24 protein-coding genes are annotated in these 24,196 nt (G+C 40.2%); 11 read left to right on the top strand and 13 right to left on the bottom strand.

The features are described from left to right. Nucleotides 1-3: 3 nt before the first annotated feature. Entirely contained in the window at nt 4-1,416 is a 1,413-nt protein-coding gene (locus tag J580_RS21560; protein ID WP_032005832.1) for a sigma-54-dependent transcriptional regulator, read from the top strand. Between the two features lie 3 nt (nt 1,417-1,419). Here the strand turns inward: J580_RS21560 and J580_RS21555 are convergent, their stop codons facing one another. From J580_RS21555 to lptF, 4 genes are all read right to left on the bottom strand, one after another. Further along, entirely contained in the window at nt 1,420-2,604 is a 1,185-nt protein-coding gene (locus J580_RS21555) for a S41 family peptidase (RefSeq protein WP_032005830.1), read from the bottom strand. Between the two features lie 15 nt (nt 2,605-2,619). Next, nucleotides 2,620-4,167, bottom strand: coding sequence for a 2,3-bisphosphoglycerate-independent phosphoglycerate mutase (gene gpmI, locus J580_RS21550; protein WP_032005828.1), 1,548 nt, complete (start codon nt 4,165-4,167; stop codon nt 2,620-2,622). Between the two features lie 126 nt (nt 4,168-4,293). Next, nucleotides 4,294-5,364, bottom strand: a complete 1,071-nt coding sequence (gene lptG, locus J580_RS21545) for an LPS export ABC transporter permease LptG (protein ID WP_002121203.1) — start codon at nt 5,362-5,364, stop codon at nt 4,294-4,296. Beyond that, the gene (lptF, locus tag J580_RS21540; RefSeq protein WP_002121169.1) at nt 5,364-6,464 is read right to left on the bottom strand and encodes an LPS export ABC transporter permease LptF; all 1,101 of its coding nucleotides are present in this window, start codon (nt 6,462-6,464) and stop codon (nt 5,364-5,366) included. The genes lptG and lptF overlap by 1 nt, the downstream gene beginning before the upstream one ends. A 143-nt stretch (nt 6,465-6,607) precedes the next feature. Here lptF and J580_RS21535 point away from each other — a divergent pair, with 143 nt between their 5' ends. From J580_RS21535 to J580_RS21520, 4 genes are all read left to right on the top strand, one after another. Beyond that, nucleotides 6,608-8,056, top strand: a complete 1,449-nt coding sequence (locus J580_RS21535; protein ID WP_032005826.1) for a leucyl aminopeptidase — start codon at nt 6,608-6,610, stop codon at nt 8,054-8,056. Continuing rightward, nucleotides 8,049-8,456: a DNA polymerase III subunit chi gene (locus J580_RS21530; protein WP_002121193.1), complete on the top strand. Its 408-nt coding sequence runs from the start codon at nt 8,049-8,051 to the stop codon at nt 8,454-8,456. Before J580_RS21535 ends, J580_RS21530 begins: the two co-directional genes overlap by 8 nt. Before the next feature lie 38 nt (nt 8,457-8,494). Continuing rightward, the gene (locus J580_RS21525) at nt 8,495-9,133 is read left to right on the top strand and encodes a hypothetical protein (protein ID WP_002121184.1); all 639 of its coding nucleotides are present in this window, start codon (nt 8,495-8,497) and stop codon (nt 9,131-9,133) included. Between the two features lie 132 nt (nt 9,134-9,265). Next, entirely contained in the window at nt 9,266-9,484 is a 219-nt protein-coding gene (locus J580_RS21520) for a hypothetical protein (protein ID WP_002121224.1), read from the top strand. A gap of 59 nt (nt 9,485-9,543) precedes the next feature. Here the strand turns inward: J580_RS21520 and J580_RS21515 are convergent, their stop codons facing one another. From J580_RS21515 to glnK, 6 genes are all read right to left on the bottom strand, one after another. Next, on the bottom strand, nt 9,544-10,203 hold the full coding sequence (locus J580_RS21515; RefSeq protein WP_002121149.1) for a riboflavin synthase: 660 nt from the start codon (nt 10,201-10,203) through the stop codon (nt 9,544-9,546). Between the two features lie 43 nt (nt 10,204-10,246). Continuing rightward, nucleotides 10,247-11,539 carry a DNA adenine methylase gene (locus tag J580_RS21510; protein ID WP_002121221.1) on the bottom strand — a complete coding sequence of 431 codons (1,293 nt, stop codon included), beginning with the start codon at nt 11,537-11,539 and terminating at the stop codon, nt 10,247-10,249. Then, on the bottom strand, nt 11,536-12,621 hold the full coding sequence (ribD, locus tag J580_RS21505) for a bifunctional diaminohydroxyphosphoribosylaminopyrimidine deaminase/5-amino-6-(5-phosphoribosylamino)uracil reductase RibD (RefSeq protein WP_032005824.1): 1,086 nt from the start codon (nt 12,619-12,621) through the stop codon (nt 11,536-11,538). The genes J580_RS21510 and ribD overlap by 4 nt, the downstream gene beginning before the upstream one ends. A gap of 15 nt (nt 12,622-12,636) precedes the next feature. Then, the gene (gene nrdR / locus J580_RS21500; protein WP_000543541.1) at nt 12,637-13,095 is read right to left on the bottom strand and encodes a transcriptional regulator NrdR; all 459 of its coding nucleotides are present in this window, start codon (nt 13,093-13,095) and stop codon (nt 12,637-12,639) included. Nucleotides 13,096-13,259: 164 nt separating this feature from the next. Then, nucleotides 13,260-14,654 (bottom strand): ammonium transporter, encoded by a 1,395-nt coding sequence (locus J580_RS21495; RefSeq protein ID WP_032005823.1) that lies wholly within the window; start codon nt 14,652-14,654, stop codon nt 13,260-13,262. Between the two features lie 57 nt (nt 14,655-14,711). Continuing rightward, nucleotides 14,712-15,050: a P-II family nitrogen regulator gene (gene glnK / locus J580_RS21490; RefSeq protein ID WP_000780326.1), complete on the bottom strand. Its 339-nt coding sequence runs from the start codon at nt 15,048-15,050 to the stop codon at nt 14,712-14,714. Nucleotides 15,051-15,328: 278 nt separating this feature from the next. Between glnK and J580_RS21485 the strand changes: the two genes are divergently transcribed. The 3 genes from J580_RS21485 (at nt 15,329) to J580_RS21475 (ending at nt 17,758) form a co-directional block, all read left to right on the top strand. Then, the gene (locus tag J580_RS21485) at nt 15,329-15,556 is read left to right on the top strand and encodes an accessory factor UbiK family protein (RefSeq protein WP_002121136.1); all 228 of its coding nucleotides are present in this window, start codon (nt 15,329-15,331) and stop codon (nt 15,554-15,556) included. Nucleotides 15,557-15,621: 65 nt separating this feature from the next. Next, nucleotides 15,622-17,109, top strand: coding sequence for a YifB family Mg chelatase-like AAA ATPase (locus tag J580_RS21480; RefSeq protein ID WP_032005822.1), 1,488 nt, complete (start codon nt 15,622-15,624; stop codon nt 17,107-17,109). Nucleotides 17,110-17,212: 103 nt separating this feature from the next. Beyond that, complete coding sequence (locus J580_RS21475) at nt 17,213-17,758, top strand: NADPH-dependent FMN reductase (protein WP_032005821.1); 546 nt, start codon at nt 17,213-17,215, stop codon at nt 17,756-17,758. A 24-nt stretch (nt 17,759-17,782) separates the two neighbouring features. On the opposite strand, the gene J580_RS21470 is transcribed toward J580_RS21475, so the two are convergent. Next, complete coding sequence (locus J580_RS21470) at nt 17,783-19,216, bottom strand: PLP-dependent aminotransferase family protein (RefSeq protein ID WP_032005820.1); 1,434 nt, start codon at nt 19,214-19,216, stop codon at nt 17,783-17,785. A 111-nt stretch (nt 19,217-19,327) separates the two neighbouring features. Between J580_RS21470 and J580_RS21465 the strand changes: the two genes are divergently transcribed. Further along, complete coding sequence (locus tag J580_RS21465; RefSeq protein ID WP_032005818.1) at nt 19,328-20,104, top strand: aldolase; 777 nt, start codon at nt 19,328-19,330, stop codon at nt 20,102-20,104. A gap of 15 nt (nt 20,105-20,119) precedes the next feature. Beyond that, nucleotides 20,120-20,998 (top strand): dihydrodipicolinate synthase family protein, encoded by an 879-nt coding sequence (locus J580_RS21460; protein WP_032005816.1) that lies wholly within the window; start codon nt 20,120-20,122, stop codon nt 20,996-20,998. Nucleotides 20,999-21,039: 41 nt separating this feature from the next. Here J580_RS21460 and J580_RS21455 read toward each other — a convergent pair whose 3' ends face one another. Then, nucleotides 21,040-21,852: a TorF family putative porin gene (locus J580_RS21455; RefSeq protein ID WP_017385855.1), complete on the bottom strand. Its 813-nt coding sequence runs from the start codon at nt 21,850-21,852 to the stop codon at nt 21,040-21,042. Between the two features lie 38 nt (nt 21,853-21,890). Further along, nucleotides 21,891-22,079: a hypothetical protein gene (locus J580_RS21450; protein WP_017385854.1), complete on the bottom strand. Its 189-nt coding sequence runs from the start codon at nt 22,077-22,079 to the stop codon at nt 21,891-21,893. Nucleotides 22,080-22,815: 736 nt separating this feature from the next. Here J580_RS21450 and J580_RS21445 point away from each other — a divergent pair. Next, nucleotides 22,816-24,105 carry an OprD family outer membrane porin gene (locus J580_RS21445; RefSeq protein ID WP_032005815.1) on the top strand — a complete coding sequence of 430 codons (1,290 nt, stop codon included), beginning with the start codon at nt 22,816-22,818 and terminating at the stop codon, nt 24,103-24,105. Nucleotides 24,106-24,196: the final 91 nt, after the last annotated feature.

Raw genomic sequence — 24,196 nt, 5'->3', positions numbered from 1 at the left:
GAAATGGCAGAACAGCAACCACTCGTTTTGCTTGTAGACGATGAAGAAGATTTGTGCCTGTTAATGCAAATGACTCTTGCACGAATGGGGATTAAGACACATCTTGCTTATCGGGTTGAACAGGCCAAACAGCTCTTTACTCAGTTTCATTACGATGCGTGCTTGACCGATTTAAATCTACCTGACGGTAGTGGTTTAGAATTGGTTCAACATGTTTCTCAAACTTACCCACACACACCCATTGCAGTCTTAACTGCATACGGCAATATGGATATTGCAATTGCAGCATTAAAAGCTGGAGCTTTTGATTTTGTCAGCAAACCGATTAACCAAATTCATTTAGATCAGTTGTTAAAAAAAGCGCTCAACCAGCCAAAACCAGAGCATGAGTTCGGTGAAACAACATTAGAAAATGACTTATTAATTGGGCGTTCACCACCTATACAAAACTTACGGACAGCTATTAAAAAAATAGCCCGCTCCCAAGCTCCTGTATTTGTTACAGGCGAGTCTGGTACGGGTAAAGAAGTTGTTGCGAATCTGATTCACCGATTAAGCAACCGCAGTGAAGGACCATTTATTGCAATTAACTGTGGAGCAATCCCAACTGAGCTCATGGAAAGTGAACTTTTCGGGCATAAAAAAGGGAGCTTTACTGGCGCGACTCAAGACAAACAAGGTCTGATTTTATCGGCACACGGCGGCAGTTTATTTTTAGATGAAATTGCCGAATTGCCTTTAAGTATGCAAGTTAAATTGCTTCGGGCAGTACAAGAGAAAAAGATTCGCCCTGTAGGTTCAGATCAGGAAATTGATGTTGATTTTCGAGTAATCAGTGCCAGTCACCAAGACTTAGATTTATTAGTTCAACAAGGTAAATTCCGTCAGGACTTATTTTTCCGTATTCATGTTATGGATATTATGTTGCCGCCACTACGTGACCGTGGTGGAGATATTTTGCTATTGGCCAATCATTTTATTCAAAAGGTTTGTACGGAATGGGGAGTTTCAAGCAAGCAATTAACGGCGAGCGCTGAAACTTACTTATTGCAGCAAGACTTTCCGGGTAATGTTCGTGAATTAAGAAATATGATTGAGCGAGCTATTACTTTAAGTGATGATGAGCCCATTGATTTAACACACTTAGCACCTCCTCCTAGAGGCAGTAGCGTGAGCCCGCAAATCGTAACGAAACAACTAAATCAAACACCGGCTGTTCAGACTCACCCAAAATTTCCAATGGAAGGTTTAGAACGCTACTTAGAAAATATCGAAAAAGATATTTTACTGAATGCGCTAAATATGACTCATTGGAATCGAACTTTGGCAGCTAAAAAGCTAGGAATGACATTCCGTTCTTTGCGCTATCGGCTCAAAAAGTTTGGCTTAGATACTGAAATGGGAGAGGAAGTATAAAAATTACTTCCTCTTTAGGAATAAATCTGCAACGCGCTCTAAATATACGTCTTCTTTCATTTCTGCAGGTAATGGATAGGTCTGGTTAGGCTGAATACCCTGTCCTTCAATCATATTGCCATTTGGCGTGTAGTAGTGAGAGACTGTCATTTGTAGAGCTGCTCCACTCGGTAAAGGAAATAGCTTTTGCACTACACCTTTTCCATAACTTTTTTCACCCATCACCCAAGCACGCTGGTGTTCTTTCATGGCCGCAGTAAAAACTTCTGCTGCCGATGCAGAGCGGTGATTAATTAATATACCCAGTTTTATATTCTGAAATTCATTACCGGGCAAAGCCTGAAACTGCTGGTTACCTTCCGAACGGCTTTTGGTTGAAACAATAATTCCGTTATTTAAAAATAAATCTGCTGACTCAACTGCTGCCGATAACAACCCACCCGGATTGTTTCGCAAATCGATTAAAACAGCTTTTAAACGTGGAGAACTGTTTTCTTCAATTAATCTTTTAATTTCATTAGCAGTGTCTTGTTGGAATACTCTAATTTTTAGTACGAGCACCTGATTATGTAGCATTACAGGTTCTATATCGGTTTCTATTTTTTTATTACGAACTAAGTTGATATTTCCGTTTAGCTCTTCTGCTTGTACTTGAAGTGTACTTCCAATAGAACCGTAAAGTAGGCCAAGCACCTGATCTTGGTTTAAATTTTTTAAATCTTGGTTATCAATTTTGAGAATCGTCTGACCATTTCTCAAACCTAATTTATAGGAATCAGAACCGGTTTTAAGATCACGAATCATCCATTTATGAGCATGTGATTCAGGGCTTAATGCAAAATCAACTGATGCAAGATCACCCTCTGTGTATTGAATCAGTTGGCGATATTCTTCTGCCGATAAATAACGCGAATAACGATCTAACCCACTCACTAACCCTTTTATGGCTTTTTGAAATAAGGCATCGTCAGATTTCACATCAACGTAGTTATCTCGAACAATTCCATAGATTTGCACAAACTGTTGAATCGACTCGATCGGCACCTCTGCATAGCTATGTTCCGGTTCTTCCGAATCCGAATGCAAAGGTGACATTTTTTCTTTTACAACTGGCGCTGCAAAGGTAAATTGGCTGCAACACAGCAACATACTTACAATAAGTTTTTTATATTTAATGTGTTGCAGCATCCAATCACCTTTAACTTATGCAGATAGTGTAATCAGATTACGTCCTTGCATTTCGGCAGGAACAGGAATCTTCATTAAATTGAGAATTGTCGGTGCTACGTCTGCAAGCACACCACCTTCTGCAATTGTTGCTTGTGTTGGGCCAACATAGATAAACGGCACAAGCTCGGTTGTATGTTGAGTGTGCACTTGCCCACTTTCGTAGTCTTGCATTTGTTCAACGTTACCATGGTCAGCAGTAATGAGCATATGGCCTTTTTTCGCCATAACTGCCTCATAGACACGACCTAAACAAGTATCAACCGCTTCAACTGCTTTAACCGCAGCATCAAACACACCCGTATGACCGACCATATCACCATTTGCATAGTTCACAACCAATAAGTCGTACTCACCCGAATTAATCGCTTTAACCAACTCATCAGTGACTTCATAAGCACTCATTTCAGGCTTAAGGTCATATGTCGCAACATTTGGAGATGGAATTAAAATACGTTTTTCACCTGGATATTCATCTTCACGGCCACCACTAAAGAAGAATGTTACATGCGCATACTTTTCAGTTTCAGCAATACGTAACTGGGTTTTACCTAAAGAAGATAGATACTCACCCAATGAATTTTTGAGGGCGTCTGGCATATATGCAACTGGTGCATCAATGCTTGCCTGATAACGCGTTAACATCACAAATTTAGAAAGATTCGGTACAACTTTGCGTTCAAAACCAGCAAAGTCTTTCTCTACAAATGCGCGAGTAATTTCACGAGCTCGGTCAGCACGGAAATTCATAAATACAACGCTATCACCATCTTGAACTTTAGCAATATCACCAATACGAGTCGCTTTTACAAACTCATCATTTTCATTGGCTGCATAAGCTAGCTCCAACCCTTCAACCGCTGTTTGTGCAGTACGAAGTGCTTCACCTTCGGTTAACAAGCGATAAGCTTGCTCAACACGATCCCAACGGTTGTCACGGTCCATTGCAAAGTAGCGACCAATCATGGTTGCGATACGGCCTTGGCCCGGATATTGAGCAAATAATGCATCTAATTTTTCTAAAGACGGCTGAGCACTACGTGGAGGTGTATCACGACCATCAAGGAAAGCGTGCAAATAAACTTTTGCACCGCGTTTTAATGCAAGTTCACACATCGCCACAATATGATCTTCATGTGAATGGACGCCACCTTCTGAAAGTAGCCCCATGATATGGACAGCACCGCCAGCAGCTTTGGCTTTTTCAACAGCGTCGATCAACACTTCATGTTTAAAGAAGTCACCAGTACGGATATCTTTAGTAATGCGGGTAAAGTCTTGATATAACACACGGCCAGCGCCAAGATTCATATGGCCAACTTCAGAGTTCCCCATTTGCCCATCAGGCAATCCAACATCTTCACCTGAACCAGAAATTAGACTATTCGGATGCTTGGCTTTCATTGCCGCCAAATTTGGTGTTTTTGCTGCAAGAAAAGCATTATCTTCAATCGCTTCACGGTGTCCAACACCATCCATAATGACCAGAACGTGAGGGATCTTGCCAGCAGTTGCATCCGTCATAATCAATTTCTCTTTTGTCTACAATTTCGTCACAATATCTTACCGAATTTTCGGTCAAGACTCTATTTATTCCTATGGCTTTCACCAATATCCGCGATTGATGAAAACCATAAATATCACTTATTTCTAGCGAGCGCGGTAAAGCAAATAACTTCCGGCACCAAACATTAGCAAGATAGGCACAAGTACGAACCATGCTGGAGATGGAGAATAAACCAAGCTTGCATAGCCCAAGAAATCTTGCAAATAATAGAAACTCAAACCAATAAACAATGCGATCACCAAACGGAAACCCATCGATTGTTGGCGTAACGGTCCGAAAATAAAAGAACACGCCACGAGAACTAATGCGATGAGTGAAAATGGCGAAGCAACTTTTTGCCAGAAAGCCAATTGGTACGTTTTTGGTACTTGGCTATATTCATCCATATAACGCATAAAGCTAATCAGTTGGCTTGGTGATAAATCTTCAGGATCTAAAGTCACCATATGCACATATTTAGGCTGTAATGCTAAAGCAAGCGATTGTTCTTCATGGTCAGTTTTGATGGCATTGCCTGCCGCCAAAATGTCCATTTGTTCAGCTTTTTTCAAAGCCCATTGACCATTTTTAATAAACTGTCCTTGCTGAGCATTAATTAATGATTGCAAGTAATAGTTCTGGTCAAAGTCGACCACTTGAATGTCTCTTAAATTACCTTGAGAGTTAGCGTAGTCGATATAGATAAATCGCTGCCCTTCACGTGACCAATAGCCTTTAACTTCACCTAAAGCAGCTACTGAACGATGGCTTTTAACACTTTGTGCTTTTTCATTGGTATAAGGAATAACCCACTCACTTAAAGCAAATGACAAAATAATAAGTAGTAAAGCTGAGCGCATAACCCAACCAACAATACGCCATAAGCTAACACCCACTGAACGCATAACAATGAGCTCACTACTCGTTGCCAATGAGCCCAGTCCAATCACGGCACCAATCAAGGCAGAGATAGGTAAAATTTCATAGAGATAGCGAGGAGCTCCCCACAAAACATAAACGAGAGCTTGCCATGCGTTATAGTCTGGTTTGAGCTCACCCAACTCGCCAAGATATGTAAATAAGACCTGAAGAATGGACAAAACAACTGTGGTGCCAAACATCGCAAGCGCAGTGGTTTTCGTCACATATTTGGCGACTATTCGACGTGCTAACATTATAATTTCACTCGCTTGATCTGTTTCTTGATTTTTGGTCCTAACTTCTGCTTACGTGAGAATAAAGCGGCAGCAACGCCATACACAACTAACACGGCAGGATAAGCCCAAATATCGAGTTCTTCTTTACTAATACGAGTCTTGATTGCAATCATTAATACGATCAGACTGGAAAAAATAAAAATCGCCGGAATAAGACGGTAATAACGGCCTTGTCGTGGGCTCACCTCAGACAATGCAACTGATAGCATTAACGCAATAACAATCGTGAATGGCCCAAATAAACGCCATCCCAACTCACTTCTGATGACTGGATCATTTGTTTTTGAAAAGAGTTTTGTTGTTGATAGCGCTTCTACATCGCCACTCTCAAACTTAACATCTTTGTCATTTTCTAAACGTAGACGATAAGACTGGAACTCTGCTTGTGTATATTTTGGTTGTCCTGGGAATATCTCATAGCGACGACCTTGTACCAGATCAACGACATTGGCGGTATCATTTGCAACTTCTACACGAGTCGCCTCTTTTGCCAAAATCATAACATCTGGCTTATCTTCTTTAGCAGCGCGTTGATAAAAGAAAATATCCTTCAAATTCTTTCGGTCTTCTGATAATGAACCTGCATAGATCGTATATGGCCCAGAAGAAATAAACTCTCTTGGTCGAACCAAATCGAAACCTGTCCGAACAGCTTGTGTAGTTGTCAGTTTTTCAAACTCACGTAGTCCCCACGGCGTCATCCAGAGCATAAGCACAGACTGAAAAACCATATAAACAAGCGTCATTGGAATGAGTAATCGTGCTAATTGATGACGGCTTACACCACTACCATTTAATACAGCCATTTCATGGTCAACATATAAACGACCAAACACCAACATTAAACCAATGAAAAAACCCAGTGGTAAAATGAGTGTTAGAAATTCAGGTAAACGATATCCAATGATGCTAAACAAGATACTGGCATCTAAACGCCCCTGCGCCGCCACACCAAAGTATTTGATCAGACGACCACCCATCATGATTAAGGTCAGTAAAGAAATGACCACCAATGAGGTAGAGACAACTTGCTTGACGAGATAACGCCGAATAATCAAAGTAATACTTCCAAAAGGCTAATCGGGACGTGTGCTAGTTTACCCGAATGTTAAAAATATAAAACCGCACATTGCAACGCTATGCTTGAAAGTGTTTCAATGTTTTAATCCAACATAACTTTCTATAGGCAATCACGGCAGCCATGAAATTTACAACTTATACAACTTTTCCCGAACAGACATCTAATGAATCTTTGTGGGTTTTAGTTGATTCAGAACAGCTACAAAGCAACATCAACACATATCAAATCAATAACCTAGAAAGCGTTCTTACTGCCACCCAATTCAAAGGCAACTTCAATGAAACTCTGCCTTTATTCGGGCAAGTTTCAAATCAACCTCATAGCCAATTACTTGGCTTAGGAAAAACAGCCGAACTTCAGGCGGTTAAGCTCGCTAAACTTGCCCAAACCATTATCAAATCGACACAAAATAAATTTAAGCATATCGCGATTGATATTGCTGCGTTACCTGTCGAATACCATTATTTATTCGCTTTAAGCTTAACTCAAGCAGCTTATGGTTATGATGAGTTTAAATCGAAAAAAAATGAATTTGTGTTACAACAGGTTGATTTAATTAGTTCAACGACGAGCCTCGATGAAAAACAACTGGCTTTAGTGCATGCCGTACAGTCTGGTCAGTCGTATGCACGTGACCTTGGCAACCGTCCAGGCAACATTTGCTTCCCTGAATATTTGGCAGAACAAGCATTAGCTTTAGCTGCAGAATTCCCTGACTTACTCAAAGTAACTGTCTTAAATGAACAGCAAATGGCTGATTTAGGTATGTATGCTTTTCTTGCAGTCAGCAAAGGATCTGAACGTCCAGGTCGTATCGTAACACTCGAATACCAAGCTAGAATCGATCAAGCGCCTGTTGTGCTTGTTGGTAAAGGCGTTACTTTTGATACAGGCGGTATTTCTTTAAAACCAGGCCTAGGCATGGATGAAATGAAGTTCGATATGTGCGGTGCAGCCTCTGTATTAGGTACTATTCGTGCGCTATGCGAAGCAAAACTCCCTATTCATGTCGTTGGAGCAATTGCAGCTGCAGAAAATATGCCTTCAGGTAAAGCAACTCGCCCAGGTGATATTGTGACAACCATGAGCGGACAAACTGTTGAAATTTTAAATACCGATGCGGAAGGTCGTTTGGTACTGTGCGACACATTGACCTACATCAAACGTTTCAATCCAGCAGTCGTGGTTGATATCGCAACATTAACTGGTGCATGTGTAGTCGCTTTAGGTAAAGTACTGAGTGGTTTGTTCTCACCAGATGATGCTTTAGCAGCTGAACTCCAGCAAGCAGGTGAGCAATCATTTGACCGTGTATGGCGTATGCCAGTGATTGAGGATTATCAAGAATTACTTGATTCACCATTTGCGGATATTGCAAACATCGGCGGTCCATACGGCGGTGCGATTACGGCAGCGTGTTTCCTTGAGCGCTTTACACGTGAGTACCGTTGGGCTCATTTAGATGTAGCGGGAACAGCATGGTTATCTGGTCCAGCTAAAGGTGCAACAGGTCGCCCAGTACCATTACTCATGCAATTTTTAGCGAATCGTGTAAATACGAATGGCTAAAGTTAGTTTTTATCTGTTTGAAACCAGTGAAGAACGGCAAGTCGATAGTGCTTGCCGTTTATGCCGAAAGATTTTACAGAAGCATCCTAAAATCTGGTGGTATTGCCCAGATGTGCAGCTACAACAAACTCTTGATGAAAGATTATGGGATTTCGACCCTGCAAGTTTCATTGCGCATGGCATTGACCAAGCTGAAGCTGCTGTATGTATTTCGGCTAAACAACCGCTTGAACAAGGCTTGTTAGTATTTAATTTTAACAATCATGCACTTGAACAAGTTGATCATTTTAGCCACATTATAGAAATTGTTGAAAATAATGAAACAGCCAAGCAAATTGGCCGAGAAAAATTTAAAATGTATCGCCGTTTGGGTATAGAACCGCGGACCTTTAAATTATAACGCGCTAAAATGTAAATACTGTTGAACAAAGGAGAAGCATGGTGGCATTAAATGTCGGGCAAGATTTTAAAAAAAGATGGTTAAATGCGCCTGAAGCTGTCCGTCATGCCTATCAACAGGATCTGGCACGTATTTGTGATTTATTAGAACCACAAACCCCTATTCAGCTTTGGGTTTTAAATGACGAAAAAGCGCAGTTAGAATCACAGCAAAAAATTGAACAAGCTTACGCGGACCTTAAGGCAGAGCTTATTGAGCAAGCACGTATCCGTCGTCAACTCGCTTTAGAAAAAGCACTTGCTGATAAACGTGCATCAGAAGCTGCTTATGCTGCGGAGTTGCAAGCAGACGAAATTCGCAAGTTTAATGAACAGACTGAAACATTACAGACATTACGTAGTCATTTAGAACAAGAAGTTGCAGAACAAACTGCACGTTATCAGAAAAACCCTGAAACCCCAGCCGTCAATTACTCTGCTGGCGTAAAACTTAGTATCACCGATGATCAAATCTTATCTGAGCTTGAAAGTTTACGCATTCGTTTAGAACTTGAAGCTGAAAACTTAATTGAAGAGTCTGTAACGGCTTTCCGAGCCAAACTACATTCGGCAGCTCAAGAAGAAATTGAATACATTTTAAAGAACTCTAAGTTTTCTGATGAAAAAATAGAGAAGTAAAGCTTTTAAAACTTCTTCTGTCATAAAACTGACACCTATATGTCACAAAATAGACATAAATATTATTCTTGTAGATCAATTGATTATGAGAATAGAAAGTAGCGATTTTAAGATAATTAATGAGGGTAAGAAATGGACATTCCACATCAGATTTCAAAGCAACTTGAGCAGCTTAATCAGGGTGAGCAATGGACATTTTCAGCACAAGAACTTTATATGAGTCATAACGACTTTAATTCGCTTTCAATTTTGCTGACACGAGCGTCGGAAAAAGGTGAGTTTTCAATTACACGTACTCAGCATACTAAACCATGGGTCGGCACACATTCGGTTACTCTGACTAAGCATTAATTTTTAAAAATAAAAAAACCGGAGTATACGTCCGGTTTTTTATTTTGATGATCTGGCTTTTATTTTAAAAAACCATTTTCAGCTAAAAAAGCCATACTAATATTTGACTCAGTTTTTTGTTCAGCTGCTTTATCACCTAGCAATAAACGTTCGATATAACGCGCCAACACGTCGACTTCAAGGTTGACCTTACTGCCTACTTGCCATGTTCCAATATTGGTACGTTCTGCGGTATGCGGAATCAAATTCAAGCTTAAAATATTTCCACGTAAGTGGTTAATCGTTAAGCTAATTCCGTCAACGGTTACAGAACCTTTTTCCGCCAAATATTTAGCAAGTTCTGTCGGTGCTGTAACTTCATAATAGATTGAACGAGCATCTTCACGCACTACGGTAATTTCACCTACGCCATCAACGTGACCACTTACAATGTGCCCGCCAAAGCGCGTTGTCGGTAACATTGCCTTTTCAACATTGACACGTTGCCCAACTTTCCAGTTACCCAATGTTGTTCGATTTAAACTTTCACGAGAAACATCTGCCGCGTACCAGTTATCGCCCCATTCAATCACTGTAAGACAAATACCATTGGTTGCAATCGAATCACCCAAATGTACATCAGACATATCCAGATCTGTCTGAATACGTAGACGTACATCACCACCTACACTTTGCAGGCTTTCAACTTTACCTAAACTTTCAATAATGCCTGTAAACATGGCTCAATCTCCAAATCTTTTTACACTGCTTAAATTGCAGCGCTTACCAAAGTGCGAGCTGTGTACTATTGCCTGAGGTATCTACACCACCTAGCTCGGCGAAGTGGTAAAGCTGGCCTAATAACTGACGTAATGGTGGTCCTGACTTAGCATGAGTATCAGTAATCACAATAAACTCAAGCACGCGTGCACGTTCAGACTGTCGTTGTTTACTCACTCGATAGCGCGGAACATCTTGTGTTAACAAGGTCACTTTGCCTCGTTCCAGATTGGCCATAAGTAAATCTTTCGGCTCGATATTACCATCAGTTGAATAGCTGGTCAGAATATAGCGTGCATTGATCGTTGAAAGTAATTTCTCATATGCATCTTTTGCATGTTTAGAAGAGTTATATGGGCTTGGACGTTCTTTACGCCATGCTCTATCAATACCACTCTTATAACCTTTGGTATCCGGTGAAGGTAAATCCACCTGATCCCATAAAGTTAATGCATTTAAGACGTGGTAATTACTACTATATGCGTGTTGGTTATATGGTGGATCGAGATAGGCAACATCAACCTCAAAACCACTCATTTGATTTGCTAGATGTTGTGAATCTACACACCACATTTCAGCAGCCGGACGTTTGCGATCACCAATCTCACAAAAACGGCTCGGTGTTAACCAAAGTAATGACTCAATTCGTTCTAGCGCAGTTTGAGTACGTCCGCCCCACCCTTGGTGGAAGCTTTTAAATACGCCACTGGTGTTACTGACAAAACTAGCTGAATAGAGCAATGGCGCAAGTAAAGCACTCATCTCTACATCATTAATTGCACCTTGTGCCTGCCATGTTGCAATCTGCTGACGAATTGCATCGATACGCATACCGTTACGGCGTTTAAAGAATAAACGGTCACGAGTTGGATCGTATACATCATCGTTACGTGGACAAAGGTTATGCGTTACCCAACCTTTAACTTCAGGTAAGCGATTTAAATAATCGATTGCCTTTTGATAGCCACCCAGTTCTTTAAAAGCAGGTGCATCTACACAGGCTAAAATCGCATGATTTAAAGCATGACTATAAGGTTCCCAGTCATTCGCAATCACACGGTAACCATTTTGACGTGCTAAACGAGATACAACGCCACTGCCGGCAAAGAAATCGGCAAAAATCGGTGGATTCTTTTTCTTGCTATTCAGTGTCCCTGTAATTTCAAGGGCTTCTAAAATTAGATGGAGCAATCGGCGCTTATTACCCAAGTACGGCACAAGCTGATGGAAAAGATATTCGTCTGTCGTACGGGCTGCATGACGACGTTTGTGATAAACCGAAGGCTCTGAATTCATACTTTCTCTTGCGTAGGGATTAACCTTAAGCGTATATCTTGATCAATTTGTGTCACATCAAGAAGTGTAAAACGAAGTTGCTCTGCCATATATTCAAATTCTGCATTGAACATGGCCCTTGCACTTTTCCCCAATAAGGTCGGGGCAATATAACTGATCAATTCATCCACCAAACCTTCTTGCAAGAAGGCAGTAGACAATGTTGCACCAGCTTCAACCAACACATCATAAATTTGATGTTGCTTAGATAAGGTCTGTAACAGCATTTTTAAAGGCTGAATTTCTAATTGTATCACGCCTAAATCAGCAAGTTCTTGACGATACGGCCCCATTACCATCACAGTTTCAGGATTCTCTAAGATCTTAGCGTTAAGTGGTAAACGTCCTTGGCGATCTAAAACAACACGTTTTGGCTGAGCAACTGTCTCGATATCAAAATTATTGAGTGAACGCACATTAAGCTGACAATCATCTGCAATCACAGTTTCAATACCTGTAATCACTGCTCCAGAAATGGCACGCCAATGTTGTACATCTTGGCGCGCAACCGAACCGGTGATCCACTTCGATTCACCTGATGCCATTGCAGTACGCCCATCTAAACTTGAGGCTACTTTTAAACGTACATAGGGCATGCCTGTAGACATGGCCTTCAAAAAGCCTTGATTAAGTTTTGATGCTAAATCTTCACAAATGCCAACTTCTACTTCAATTCCGGCATTTTTCAAAATCTGAACACCCTTCCCTGCAACCAATGGATTAGGATCAGGACAAGCGACTACTACTTTTTTAACTTGGGCTTTCACCAATGCTTCGGCACAAGGAGGGGTTCTGCCATAATGCGCACATGGTTCAAGCGTGACATAAGCCGTTGCACCTTGTGCATGTTCACCCGCCTCACGTAAGGCAAAAACTTCAGCGTGTGGCTGACCTGCTTTAGGATGAAAGCCTTGTCCAATTAACTGATCATCTTTGACAATCACACAACCAACATTGGGATTAGGCTTGGTCGAATATAGTCCTCGTTTGGCCAGTTCAATAGCTTGCTGCATCCAATACTGATCTTGTTTCAACTCAGACATAAAAATCTCAAATGATTAGTGTTCACGTTGTTGCATTTGCTCTATTTGACGGCGAAACGCTTCAACATCCTGAAAATCTTGATAGACAGAAGCAAATCGGACGTAAGCAACATGGTCAAGGGCAAATAAAGATTGCATGACGATTTCGCCAATTGTTCTAGATTTCACATCACGCTCACCTAAACGGCGAATCTGCAACTGAATATCACTTAAAACTGTTTCGATCTGCTCTTGTGTGACCGGACGTTTTTGCAAAGCATGCATTAACGAACGGCGTAATTTGGCCTCATCGAAAGGTTCATTTTTTCCATTCGATTTGATCACACGGGGCATTACCACTTCATAGCTTTCAAAAGTGGTAAAACGTTCACCGCAACTTACACACTCACGACGTCGACGAATCTGACAGCCTTCGGCGGCTAAACGTGAATCGATGACTTTACTATCTGCGGCGTTGCAAAATGGACAATGCATAGCGGATTTATAGGGTCGATTACTTTGACCTAGTGTAGCAAAATTTCTACACTTACAGAACCAGCATTCTATAAGACAAAAAAACAGTCCTGAGCAAGATCAAAGCATCGCTTTGATCACAGCGCAAGACTGTTCTTTTAAGACAGCAGATATATTAATGATGATTATTCGATACGTTCGCCATGTTGGCTTAAATCCAGCCCCATGCGTTCATCATCAGCATTAACACGAATACCAATCACAAGATCAATCACTTTAAGAATAATGAAAGTCGCGATACCACTGTAAACCATGGTTGCCAATACGCCTTCAACTTGAACCCATAATTGGCCAGTGAATGTTGCTGCTAATGGAACGTTAGCTGCTTTAATAATTTCGTCACTGTAGAATACGCCTGTTAAAATCGCACCGACAATACCACCTACCGCATGCAAACCAAACGCATCCAAAGCATCATCGGCTTTAAGTAAGCGTTTAAGTGCTGTAATACCCCAGAAGCACACTACGCCACCAATAAGGCCCATCACTAAAGCACCGCCTACCCCAACAAAACCTGCTGCTGGTGTAATCACAACTAAACCAGCTACCGCACCAGAAGCACCACCTAATACAGATGCTTTACCACGGATCATACGTTCAACAACTAACCAAGAGAATGCAGCAGCGGCAGCAGCAACTTGAGTCACTAAAATTGCCATACTTGCACGAGCACCAGCGCCTAGAGCACTACCACCGTTAAAGCCGAACCAACCCACCCAAAGTAAGCTTGCACCCACTACAGTTAAAGTCAGGTTATGCGGAGCCATAGATTCGCGGCCAAGACCAATACGTTTTCCAAGCATGTAAGCAGCAACTAGACCTGCAACACCTGAGTTGATATGTACAACTGTACCACCAGCAAAATCTAATGCGCCTGCTTTAAATAACCAGCCATCTGCAGCCCACACCCAGTGGGTAATTGGTGCGTAGACAACGAGCACCCAAACTGCAATAAACACCATGAAAGCTGAATACTTCATACGGTCTGCAATAGAACCGCTAAGGATCGCAACTGTAATAATGGCAAAAGTCATTTGGAAAATAACAAAGAGACTTTCAGGAATTGTCCCACTTAATGCATCAAACGCCACCCCGTTTAGCATTGCTTTAGACAAATCACCAAAAAATGCACCTGTGCCAGAGAACGCGATTGAATAACCAGCAATCACCCACAACAAACTTACCAAGATTGCAGCTGAAAGGCTGAACATCATCGTACTGAGTACATTTTTTTTACGTACCATACCGCCATAGAATAATGCCAATCCAGGAATGGTCATTAATAGAACCAATGCGGTTGAAACTAAAATCCAAGAGGTATCACCCGTATCAAGCGTAGGTGTCGGTGCTGGAGCTGCTGGAGTTTCAGCAATTGGTGCTTCTGCAGTAGTTGCAGTAGCTGGAGATGTTGATGCAGCCGCAACTTCCGATGTTGGTGTTGTTACAGCTTCTTCTGCCCAAACGGCAGTACCACCCAAAAGAGCGCCTGATAGACTGAGCGCCATAAGCATTTTTTTCATTCGTGTCCCCCAACCTCATTTGCGAGTTATTTTCTACTCAGCAAGCTTTGTGCCAATTTAGACAGCATCCGGTCCAGTTTCACCCGTACGGATACGGATTACTTGTTCCAGGTTAGTCACAAAAATCTTACCATCGCCGATTTTTCCAGTGCTTGCTACGCGTGTAATTGATTCAATTACTGCGTCGACCATTTCATCACTAATCGCAATCTCGATTTTTACTTTAGGTAAGAAATCAACCACATACTCTGCACCACGGTAGAGTTCAGTATGCCCTTTTTGACGACCAAAACCTTTAACTTCAGTTACGGTAATCCCTTGTACACCAATGTCAGAGAGTGCTTCACGCACGTCATCTAATTTAAACGGTTTTACAATTGCAGTTACAAGCTTCATGTTTGTTTCCTTCGGCTTCTTTTCACCAGTAAGGTTTTATGTTCAATTTTCATGCCAATATTTCAAAGGTTGAGGGAAATGAATCTTTTGCATGAACTTTCTTTATAACCTATTTAGTGAGCAAGATGTAGATGAGCCATCAAAAATAAAATGAATTTTCAGTAGTGTTATATGCTGATTTAATGATCTATTTGCACTAAAAGAATTGAAACCTATATCCAGCGCTTAAGCAGTGTTAAACTGTAAACCATAAGGTAATACAACACTTTGGATATTTCATGCTAGAAACTTTGCTACAGGCCATTCTGGAACAAATTGATGAGCCTAAAAAAGATTTGGAAAAAAATTTACGTGCATTATTAAATGAAGCGGTCGAAAAGTTAGATCTTGTTTCCAAACAAGAGATCGACCGACAAAAGACCGCACTTCAATCAGCTAATCAACGTTTAGAAGAGCTACAAAAACAAGTAAGTTTGTTAGAAGAAACTTTAAAGAATAAAAAATAAGCACCAACGTAGCGCATTTATACTTTACAACGATTAAAAATGAAGCACCATAATGGAACAATAAGATGTCTTTTTCTAAAATTTATACACGGGGACTTTTAGGTTTACATGCACCTCTGATTGAAGTTGAGGTACATGTGAGTCAAGGCTTACCTTCTCTTACTATTGTCGGCCTAGCAGAGGCGGCAGTAAGAGAAAGTAAAGACCGAGTTCGCTCAGCTATTATTAATAGTGGATTTCAATTTCCAACTAAAAGATTGACCATTAATCTTGCACCAGCAGATTTGCCCAAAGATGGATCACGTCTAGATTTACCTATTGCTATAGGTATTTTAATTGCATCTGGCCAGCTCCCAGAAAACTGTGACGAAGATTTTGAATTAATTGGTGAATTAGCTTTAGATGGCCATGTAAGGCCAGTGTCAGGCACTTTAACTTTGGCAATGGCGTGTCAACAGGCCAAGCATAAAATGCTTTTACCTCTCGATAACAGTCAGGATATTAGCCATTTACCGAATCTTGAATGTTATCCAGTGAGCCATTTAAAAGAAGTTTGTGATCATTTCTTGGGCATAAAATCACTATCTTCGATTGAACCTGCAACGACCTCAAACCAAATGCCTTATAAATTTGATCTGGCAGATGTAAAAGGTCAGCTACGTCCACGTCGCGCACTAGAAATTGCCGCCGCAGGCGGGCACTCGCTGCTCTTTAAAGGACCACCAGGTACAGGTAAGACTTTACTCGCTTCACGTCTTCCTTCAATTTTGCCACCGCTTTCTAATCAGGAAACGCTTGAAGTCGCGAGTATTTATTCTATTTCAAATACACCGCATACCTTTGGTCAGCGTCCATTTCGCGCGCCCCACCATACAGCATCAGCGATTGCACTAGTTGGGGGCGGTTCACATCCTAAACCGGGTGAAATTACCTTATCTCATTTAGGGGTTTTGTTTTTAGATGAACTCCCCGAGTTTGACAGAAAAGTTCTAGAGGTCTTACGTCAGCCACTTGAATCAAAAGCAATCATTATTTCACGTGCAGCTCGGCAAATTACTTATCCTGCAAACTTTCAGCTCATTGCAGCGATGAACCCCTGCCCATGTGGTTATGCATTTAATCAAGATAGTCGTTGTCAATGTTCACCTGAGAGTATTAAACGTTATCAAAACCGTATATCGGGGCCGTTACTCGACCGTATCGATTTACATATTGATGTACCGCCTTTAAAAGCTCAGGAACTGCAAGATCCAACGCCTGCTGAAGACTCCAGTAGTGTTCGACAACGTGTGATTTCTGCTTATGAGCAACAAATGCAAAGACAAGATTGTTTAAATCAAGCACTTTCACCCAAACAACTTGAGCAATATGCTGTACTTGATAGTACTTCTCAACGAATGATTGAAATGGCTCAGCAACGTTTGAATCTGTCGGCTCGTGCTTATCATCGCGTTTTACGGGTTGCTCGTACTATTGCCGATTTGGCCCAAAGTGAGGTCATTCAAAGTCCTCATCTTACAGAAGCGCTCTCTTATCGAGGCAATCATTCTTAAAATAAAAACAGCGGATTATGAGTCCGCTTTTTTAATATTTATAGAAGTTATTAATAAGAGAATTTATTACTCCCTATGTATTAATAGAAGTAAAGAGGATGCTATGAAAATTTTGGCTATCTCAGGTAGTGCAAGAAAAGAATCTACAAATACTGCTCTATTAAGAGCAATGAAGGATATAGCACCGTCCGACATTGAATTGACAGTTTTTGATCATATTAATAATCTGCCTGTCTTTTCTCCAGATAATGAAGGAGAAAAAACGCCTACTGTAGTGGAAGATTTCATCAAATCTGTTTCTGATGCAGATGGCATTATCATCTCAAGTCCAGAATATATCCGTTGTATTCCAGGTGGTCTCAAGAATGCAATTGATTGGATGGTTTCCCGTACCGAAATTATAGATATACCTATTGTCCTGGTTCATGCATCTAGCCGCGGCGACGACATGCTAGTTTCTTTAAGAAGAGTATTGTCGACTGTTAGTAGCAATTTCTTTAAAGATTTATTTTTAAGGATTTCTCTCATCGGCAAATCTCCTGAACAAATTAGCGAGATGCTACAAACCGAAAAATATAAGTCACAAATTACTCCCTTTCTGCTTACCTTTGTCTCAGAGATTCAAAAATGTAGAAATGAATTAGAGTGAACTTTCTTAAAATAAAAGAGCGGATTATGAGTTCACTGTTCTTTTATTAAGAATCTCATTTAGCTTCTCGATTAAAGCAGTGATTTCCTTTTCTGATAAAGCAGCAAAGCCAAAACGAACACAATGGTTAGAAGGCTCTCCCTGTTTAAACTTCTGCTCTGTATCAATGTTGAGTTCTTTTAATTTCATAAGCTGATCTTGAGTAAATGGTTTCTGGAATTTCGCCCATAAGGCCATTCCACCTGCAGGTGATTGTATCTGAACAGTCTCAACAAAAACTCGATGGAACTCAGCTAAGGCATGGTCACGGCGTAGTTGATATATTTTTTTCATTTTACGGATATGCCGCTTGATTTCCCCTCGCTGCATTAAATCTGCTAAAGCAAGTTCCGTAATGTTATTGCCTTGCCGATCAATCAATAGAATATCTTCTGTAATCGATTGAATGATTATTGACGATGCCACGACGTATCCCAAGCGAATACCGGGTGCAAACACCTTTGATAATGAACCCACATGAATGACCAATTCCGAATGAGGCAAACTTGCTAAGGGTGGCATAGGCCGGCTGTCATAATGGAATTCGTGGTCATAATCATCTTCAATAATATAAACCCCCCATTTTTTTGAAAGCTCTAAGAGTTGAAGACGGCGAGACATGGTCATGGTGACAGTTGTAGGATATTGGTGATGCGGAGTTGTATAAATGGCAGCAACTGAGTGCTCTTGTAAAATCCGTTCTAGGTCGTCAATGACGATACCTTGTTCATCTAATTTGACAGAAACCACTTGAAAGCCATTTGATTGAAATGCTTTAAAAGCAGATGGATAATATAATTCTTCAACAACGATAACGCCCTGCCGATTGGGTAATGCTCGAGAGGCAAGAAAAATTCCCATCTGGCTACCACGTACAATACAAATCTCATCTTCGGCAACATTCATAAAACGTTCCATCGACAGCATTTGTTGTAAAGCCTGTCTTAGCTCAACCATACCTCGTGGGTCACCATATCCCATGTACTGGTTTTGCGTAATTTTAATCAGTGCATGCCGGTATGCCCGCGAAAATAGTTCGTAGGGAATAAGCCTCGGATCTGGCACACCATCGTTATGTGGGCGTTGAATCACTTCTTGAGTGATTGGTTTATCATTAACTGTTCGCTCAGATACTGGCTCTATTTGAAGCTGTTTTTCCGGCAAAACATCCGCCACAAATGTGCCTTTTCGGGGACGGGTCACAAGCCATCCTTGTGCCTCTAACTCTTCATATACTGCTTGTACAGTTTTTCGATTAATTCCTAGTTCTTTTGACAAGCTACGAGACCCCGGCAGCATCGTCCCCTGCACTAAACGGCCACATAAAATTTCCTGACTAATCAAGTTAGTCAGTTTTAGAAAAACCGTTTTTTCTTCTCTTTCATCGATACGAAAATTTACTTGCCAAGGTCTTAGCATATTCGCCCCATCTGGACCATACAACTTATAAAAACTGGATGTATTGATTCATCCAGCTATTTTCTATTCTGCCTTCACCTACTTAATTTGGTCAACTGGACTGGAGAAGAGATGAAGACTGCTGCTGTAAACAAACAAGACCTGATGCAACATGCGCAGCAAGACATGCAAAAGTGGATTAGCGACTCAGATTTAACTGATCGTCAAAAGCTTGCACTCACTTGCCGTATTTTATTTGACCATGGCCATGATGCTGGTTTAGCAGGCCAAATTACCTGCCGTAGTGAAAATAAAGAGTCCTTTATTACCCAACGTTTTGGTTTAGGTTTTGATGAAATTACTGCCTCAAATTTACTTGAGGTGAATCAAGATTTAGAACCAATCAATCAAGAAGGAATGGCAAACCCAGCTAATCGTTTTCATACATGGATTTATAAAGAACATCCAGAAGTGAACTGCATTATCCATACGCATCCTACCCATGTAGCGGCTCTATCGATGCTACAGGTTCCACTTATGATTTCCCAAATGGACGTTTGCGCACTTTACGAAGACTGCTCATTTGTAGGTCATTGGCCAGGTGTTCCTGTGGGCAATGAAGAAGGTATTTTGATTTCTTCTGCGCTGGGTAAAAACCGTGCTGTTTTGTTGTCTCATCATGGCCAACTGGTTACAGGAAAAACCATTGAAGAAGCATGCAACTTGGCGCTTTTAATTGAACGAGCAGCTCAACTGCAACTGCTAGCCATGTCTGCCGGACAAATCCAGCCCATCCCCCATGCTTTAGCAACAGAAGCTCATGACTGGGTTTCTACCGATAAACGCAACAAAGTGAACTTTGCCTACTACGCACGTAAAGCTTTGAAAAAACATTCTGACTGTATTTAAAAAGAGATTTCGACCATGAAAATAAACGGCATTATTGGCTACCCTGTTACCCCATTTTCTGATGACAACACCATTAATCTTCCTGTTTTAAAACAGATGCTGGATTTGCTGATTGCAAATGGCTGCGACGCGATTGCGCCTTTAGGCAGTACAGGCGAAAGCGCTTATCTTGAATGGGATGAATGGTGCTTAGTCGCAAAAACTTCAATTGAAAGTATTAATAAACGCGTGCCTGTCATTATTGGAATTTCAGAACTCACAACAGATCAAGCCATCAAAAAAGCCCAAATCGCGCAAAGCTACGGTGCAGATGCACTCATGGTGATTCCTATATCTTATTGGAAGCTAACAGACCAAGAGATTTTTGAATATTATCAATCAATTGCCCAAGAAACCACACTACCAATTATGATTTATAACAACCCCGCGACTAGCGGTGTTGATATGTCTCCAGAGTTAATTGTGCGTATGTTTAATAGCATTGCAAATATTACGATGGTGAAAGAAAGTAGCGGTGATATTCAGCGCATGCATAAAATTTATGAGCTATCAAAAGGAGAACTCCCATTTTATAACGGGTGTAACCCTCTAGCTTTAGAAGCTTTATGTGCAGGAGCAAGCGGTTGGTGTACAGCGGCACCGAACCTGTTAGGTCAGCGACCTCAACAGCTTATTGAACATGTGAAAAATGGTGAATTGGAACAGGCCCAGAATTCATTTTATCAGCAACTTCCTCTACTACGCTTTATTGTAAATGGTGGTTTACCTAAAACGATTAAAGCTGGTTTACAACTAAAAGGTGTCTCTGCGGGCTTACCACGCAAGCCATTATCTAAAGCTACGGATATTGAGCTTAACCAGTTAAAACAGCTACTTTCTGAAATAGAAAACTAATAAAAAAGCGGGTTACTCACCCGCTTTTTTAAAACTCAAACTTAGAATGTTTTAGTTAAACTAAACACCAAGCCCGTGTCATAAGGTTTCTTACCAGCATCAGTCATACCAGAAGTACTAATGTCTGTACCAACAACATCTAGCTCAGCAACAATACCCAAGATGTTATAATTCACACCAACTTTATAATCGATATAGCTATCGTCTTCACCTGGCCCACCCGCAACTACAAGTAAAGAGTCTTTGTTTTTGAGTTTGTTATAACCAACTGAAGCAAGTCCAGTAAATCCTGTGTCTGCAATTGGTGCTGAATAACCGACGTTGAAATACCAGAACTCATCAGAGTGGCCCCAGTAATCATCTGAATAGCTTACGCCCACACTAAGTGCATCACCTTTAAATAAAGAGTCTGCAAACGTTAATTTTCCGTAAAATTCGGTGAAGTCGAAGCCAGTATCACCATTGTATGGGTTAGTAAATTTTGAGTCAGAACCAATGTATCCATAATGAATTACACCCACATCATAAGTTGGTGCAAGCGTATCAGACAATTTTAATGTATTTGTATAACCTAAAGAGATATCGGTTTCAGTTGAAACGCCAGGTGTATTAAAGTCTACGCTTGACCCCCAAAGCGCAACGTAAGCACCTGACTTATGAGAAAAAGTGAACCCACCTTGAATAGCCGGGTTATTTGACGATTGGGTAACACCACGGAAACGGTAGTCTGTGGTCGCTGCCACACTACCTGTTGCCGTGATTCCATAAAAAGATGGAGCATCTTCAGCCATAGCCATAGTTGACCCTGCTGCAAAGATACCAAGAGTTACTGCCTTAAGTGCAAATTTCATCATTTTGATCTCCCCCACAATGAACGCACGATTTATAGGAATTAAACAAATTGTGTTACTTGAGCTTTAGCAATTGCTGTGCCAAGTACAAATTTGCTATCAGTGCTCTTCATTAATTTTGAGATCAAACTCACTTTATTATAAAATTGCTGTGTAATTTTTATAAAAATATATCTATAAAAAACATAGTGATAAAATAAAATTCTTATACAAGAAAAAATACTAAACATACGAAAACCCCTTATCGGAAATTAATGAGCGAGGTGAGAAGTATTCATTTGTTGCACATAAATTTTCTATTTAATCTTAGAGGCGAGATATAAAAAGTATGTAAATTTCTGAAGGACAGTGCTTGTAATGATCTGTGATTGCGCATTTCTACTCATTGGATTTTTTTATTTATTACTTGTTTAAAGTAGATGTACTATTTTGGGTCTTTTTTAAACAATAATATGGATAAAAAGAGTAATGCACAAAATACAAGCAAGGTATTGCACTAAATTTGATCAACCTAAACATATTTTGTTATCCGCCTGTAGTGATCTATTTTTGTACACTCCATTTTTAAAATAACGTTATATAGTAACAATTTAAAAGGTATAAAAATAAAAGTGACGAAAAAAGAAACTTAAAATAAGGTTAAAAAGTAAACATATCCAATAAAAAAGAGTAAAAAATGAACACAAGAATCAACTATTTTTTGAACTTTAAATACAAAATAAATGGTAAAAATCCACTAAAAATTAAATTACTTTTTTTATTTTAAACAATAGATTAAGTATAAAAGACGAATTATAAATTTATTAAACAACCCCTACCACATTAATCAAATCCTGCATAGCATATATAAAATAAAATGAACAAAAATATATCTTTTTTACAGATTACTTATACAATTGATGGAAATCCTAGGCCCTGAACAATAACAAGGCACAGGATTTATCGTTTTTATGAGGTTCTTTAAATATGCTAAAAGCACAAAAACTTACATTAGCAGTTCTCATTTCTGCGGCAATAATTTCCTCAGCTCAGGCAAGCGAGCAAAGTGAGGCAAAAGGATTTGTTGAAGATGCGAACGGTTCTATTCTCTTCCGTACAGGTTACATCAGCCGTGACAAAAAACAGGGCGCAAAAGATACTAGCTCATTTGCTCAATCAGCAATTGTAAGTATTGAATCTGGCTTTACCCCTGGTATTGTTGGTTTCGGTGTTGGCGCTGTGGGTGATGGTTCATTTAAGATCGGTGAAAATAAAAATGCCGGTAACCAAATGATCCCATTACATAATGATGGCTCCGCTTATGATCACTGGGCTCGTGGTGGTGGTAGCGTTAAAGCACGTTTCTCGAATACAACAGTACGTTACGGTACTCAAGTACTCGACCTACCTGTTCTTGCAAGTAATACTGGACGTATGGTTCCTGAATACTTTACAGGTACTTTATTAACTAGCCATGAAATCAAAAACCTTGAATTGGTTGCTGGTAAATTTACTAAAGACCAAATGTCTGATCAAATCAATACCGATGCTGACGTAAATGGTAATGGTCTTGATCGTGCAATTGTTTGGGGTGCTAAATACAAGTTTGATGATAATTTAAATGCATCTTACTATGGTTTAGACAGCAAAAATGCACTTGAACGTCATTATATAAATGTGAACTTTAAACAGCCATTGGCTAATGACAGTTCATTAACTTATGATTTCAGTGGTTATCATACTAAGTTTGATGAAAATGCTATTACATATTCAGAAACTACTGATGACAAATCTAACCGTAAAAACAATATTTGGGCAATTTCAGGAACTTATGCAACTGGCCCACATAGTGTGATGTTAGCATACCAACAAAACAGTGGTAATGTCGGTTATGACTATGGTCAAAATGCTGATGGCTTCCAAAGTATCTATTTACCGAACTCTTACATGTCAGACTTCATCGGTAACGATGAAAAATCTGCACAAATTCAGTACAATGTTGATTTTGGTAAGTTAGGCGTATTACCTGGTCTGAACTGGACAACTGCATTTGTATACGGTTGGGACATCAAAGTTAAAGGCTTAACTGATGATGCTGAAGAACGTGAGTTCTTTAACCAAGTGAAATATACAGTTCAAAGTGGTTTTGCTAAAGATGCAAGCCTTCGTATTCGTAACTCATACTACCGTGCAAGCGATGCTTATCAAACCAATGCTTACATCGGTGATACGAACGAATGGCGTATTTTCCTTGATATTCCTGTGAAATTATTCTAATTCACAAATCTATCAAGCATAAAAAAACCTACGTCTGGCAACAGATGTAGGTTTTTTATTAAGCTCAAAATATCAATTCAGACATTCTAAG

The sequence above is a fragment of the Acinetobacter sp. 1542444 genome, assembly GCF_000581835.1.
Lineage (GTDB): Bacteria > Pseudomonadota > Gammaproteobacteria > Pseudomonadales > Moraxellaceae > Acinetobacter > Acinetobacter pittii.
Note: the sequence above shows the minus strand (reverse complement) of the source record. Positions and strands in the feature narration are given on the sequence as shown.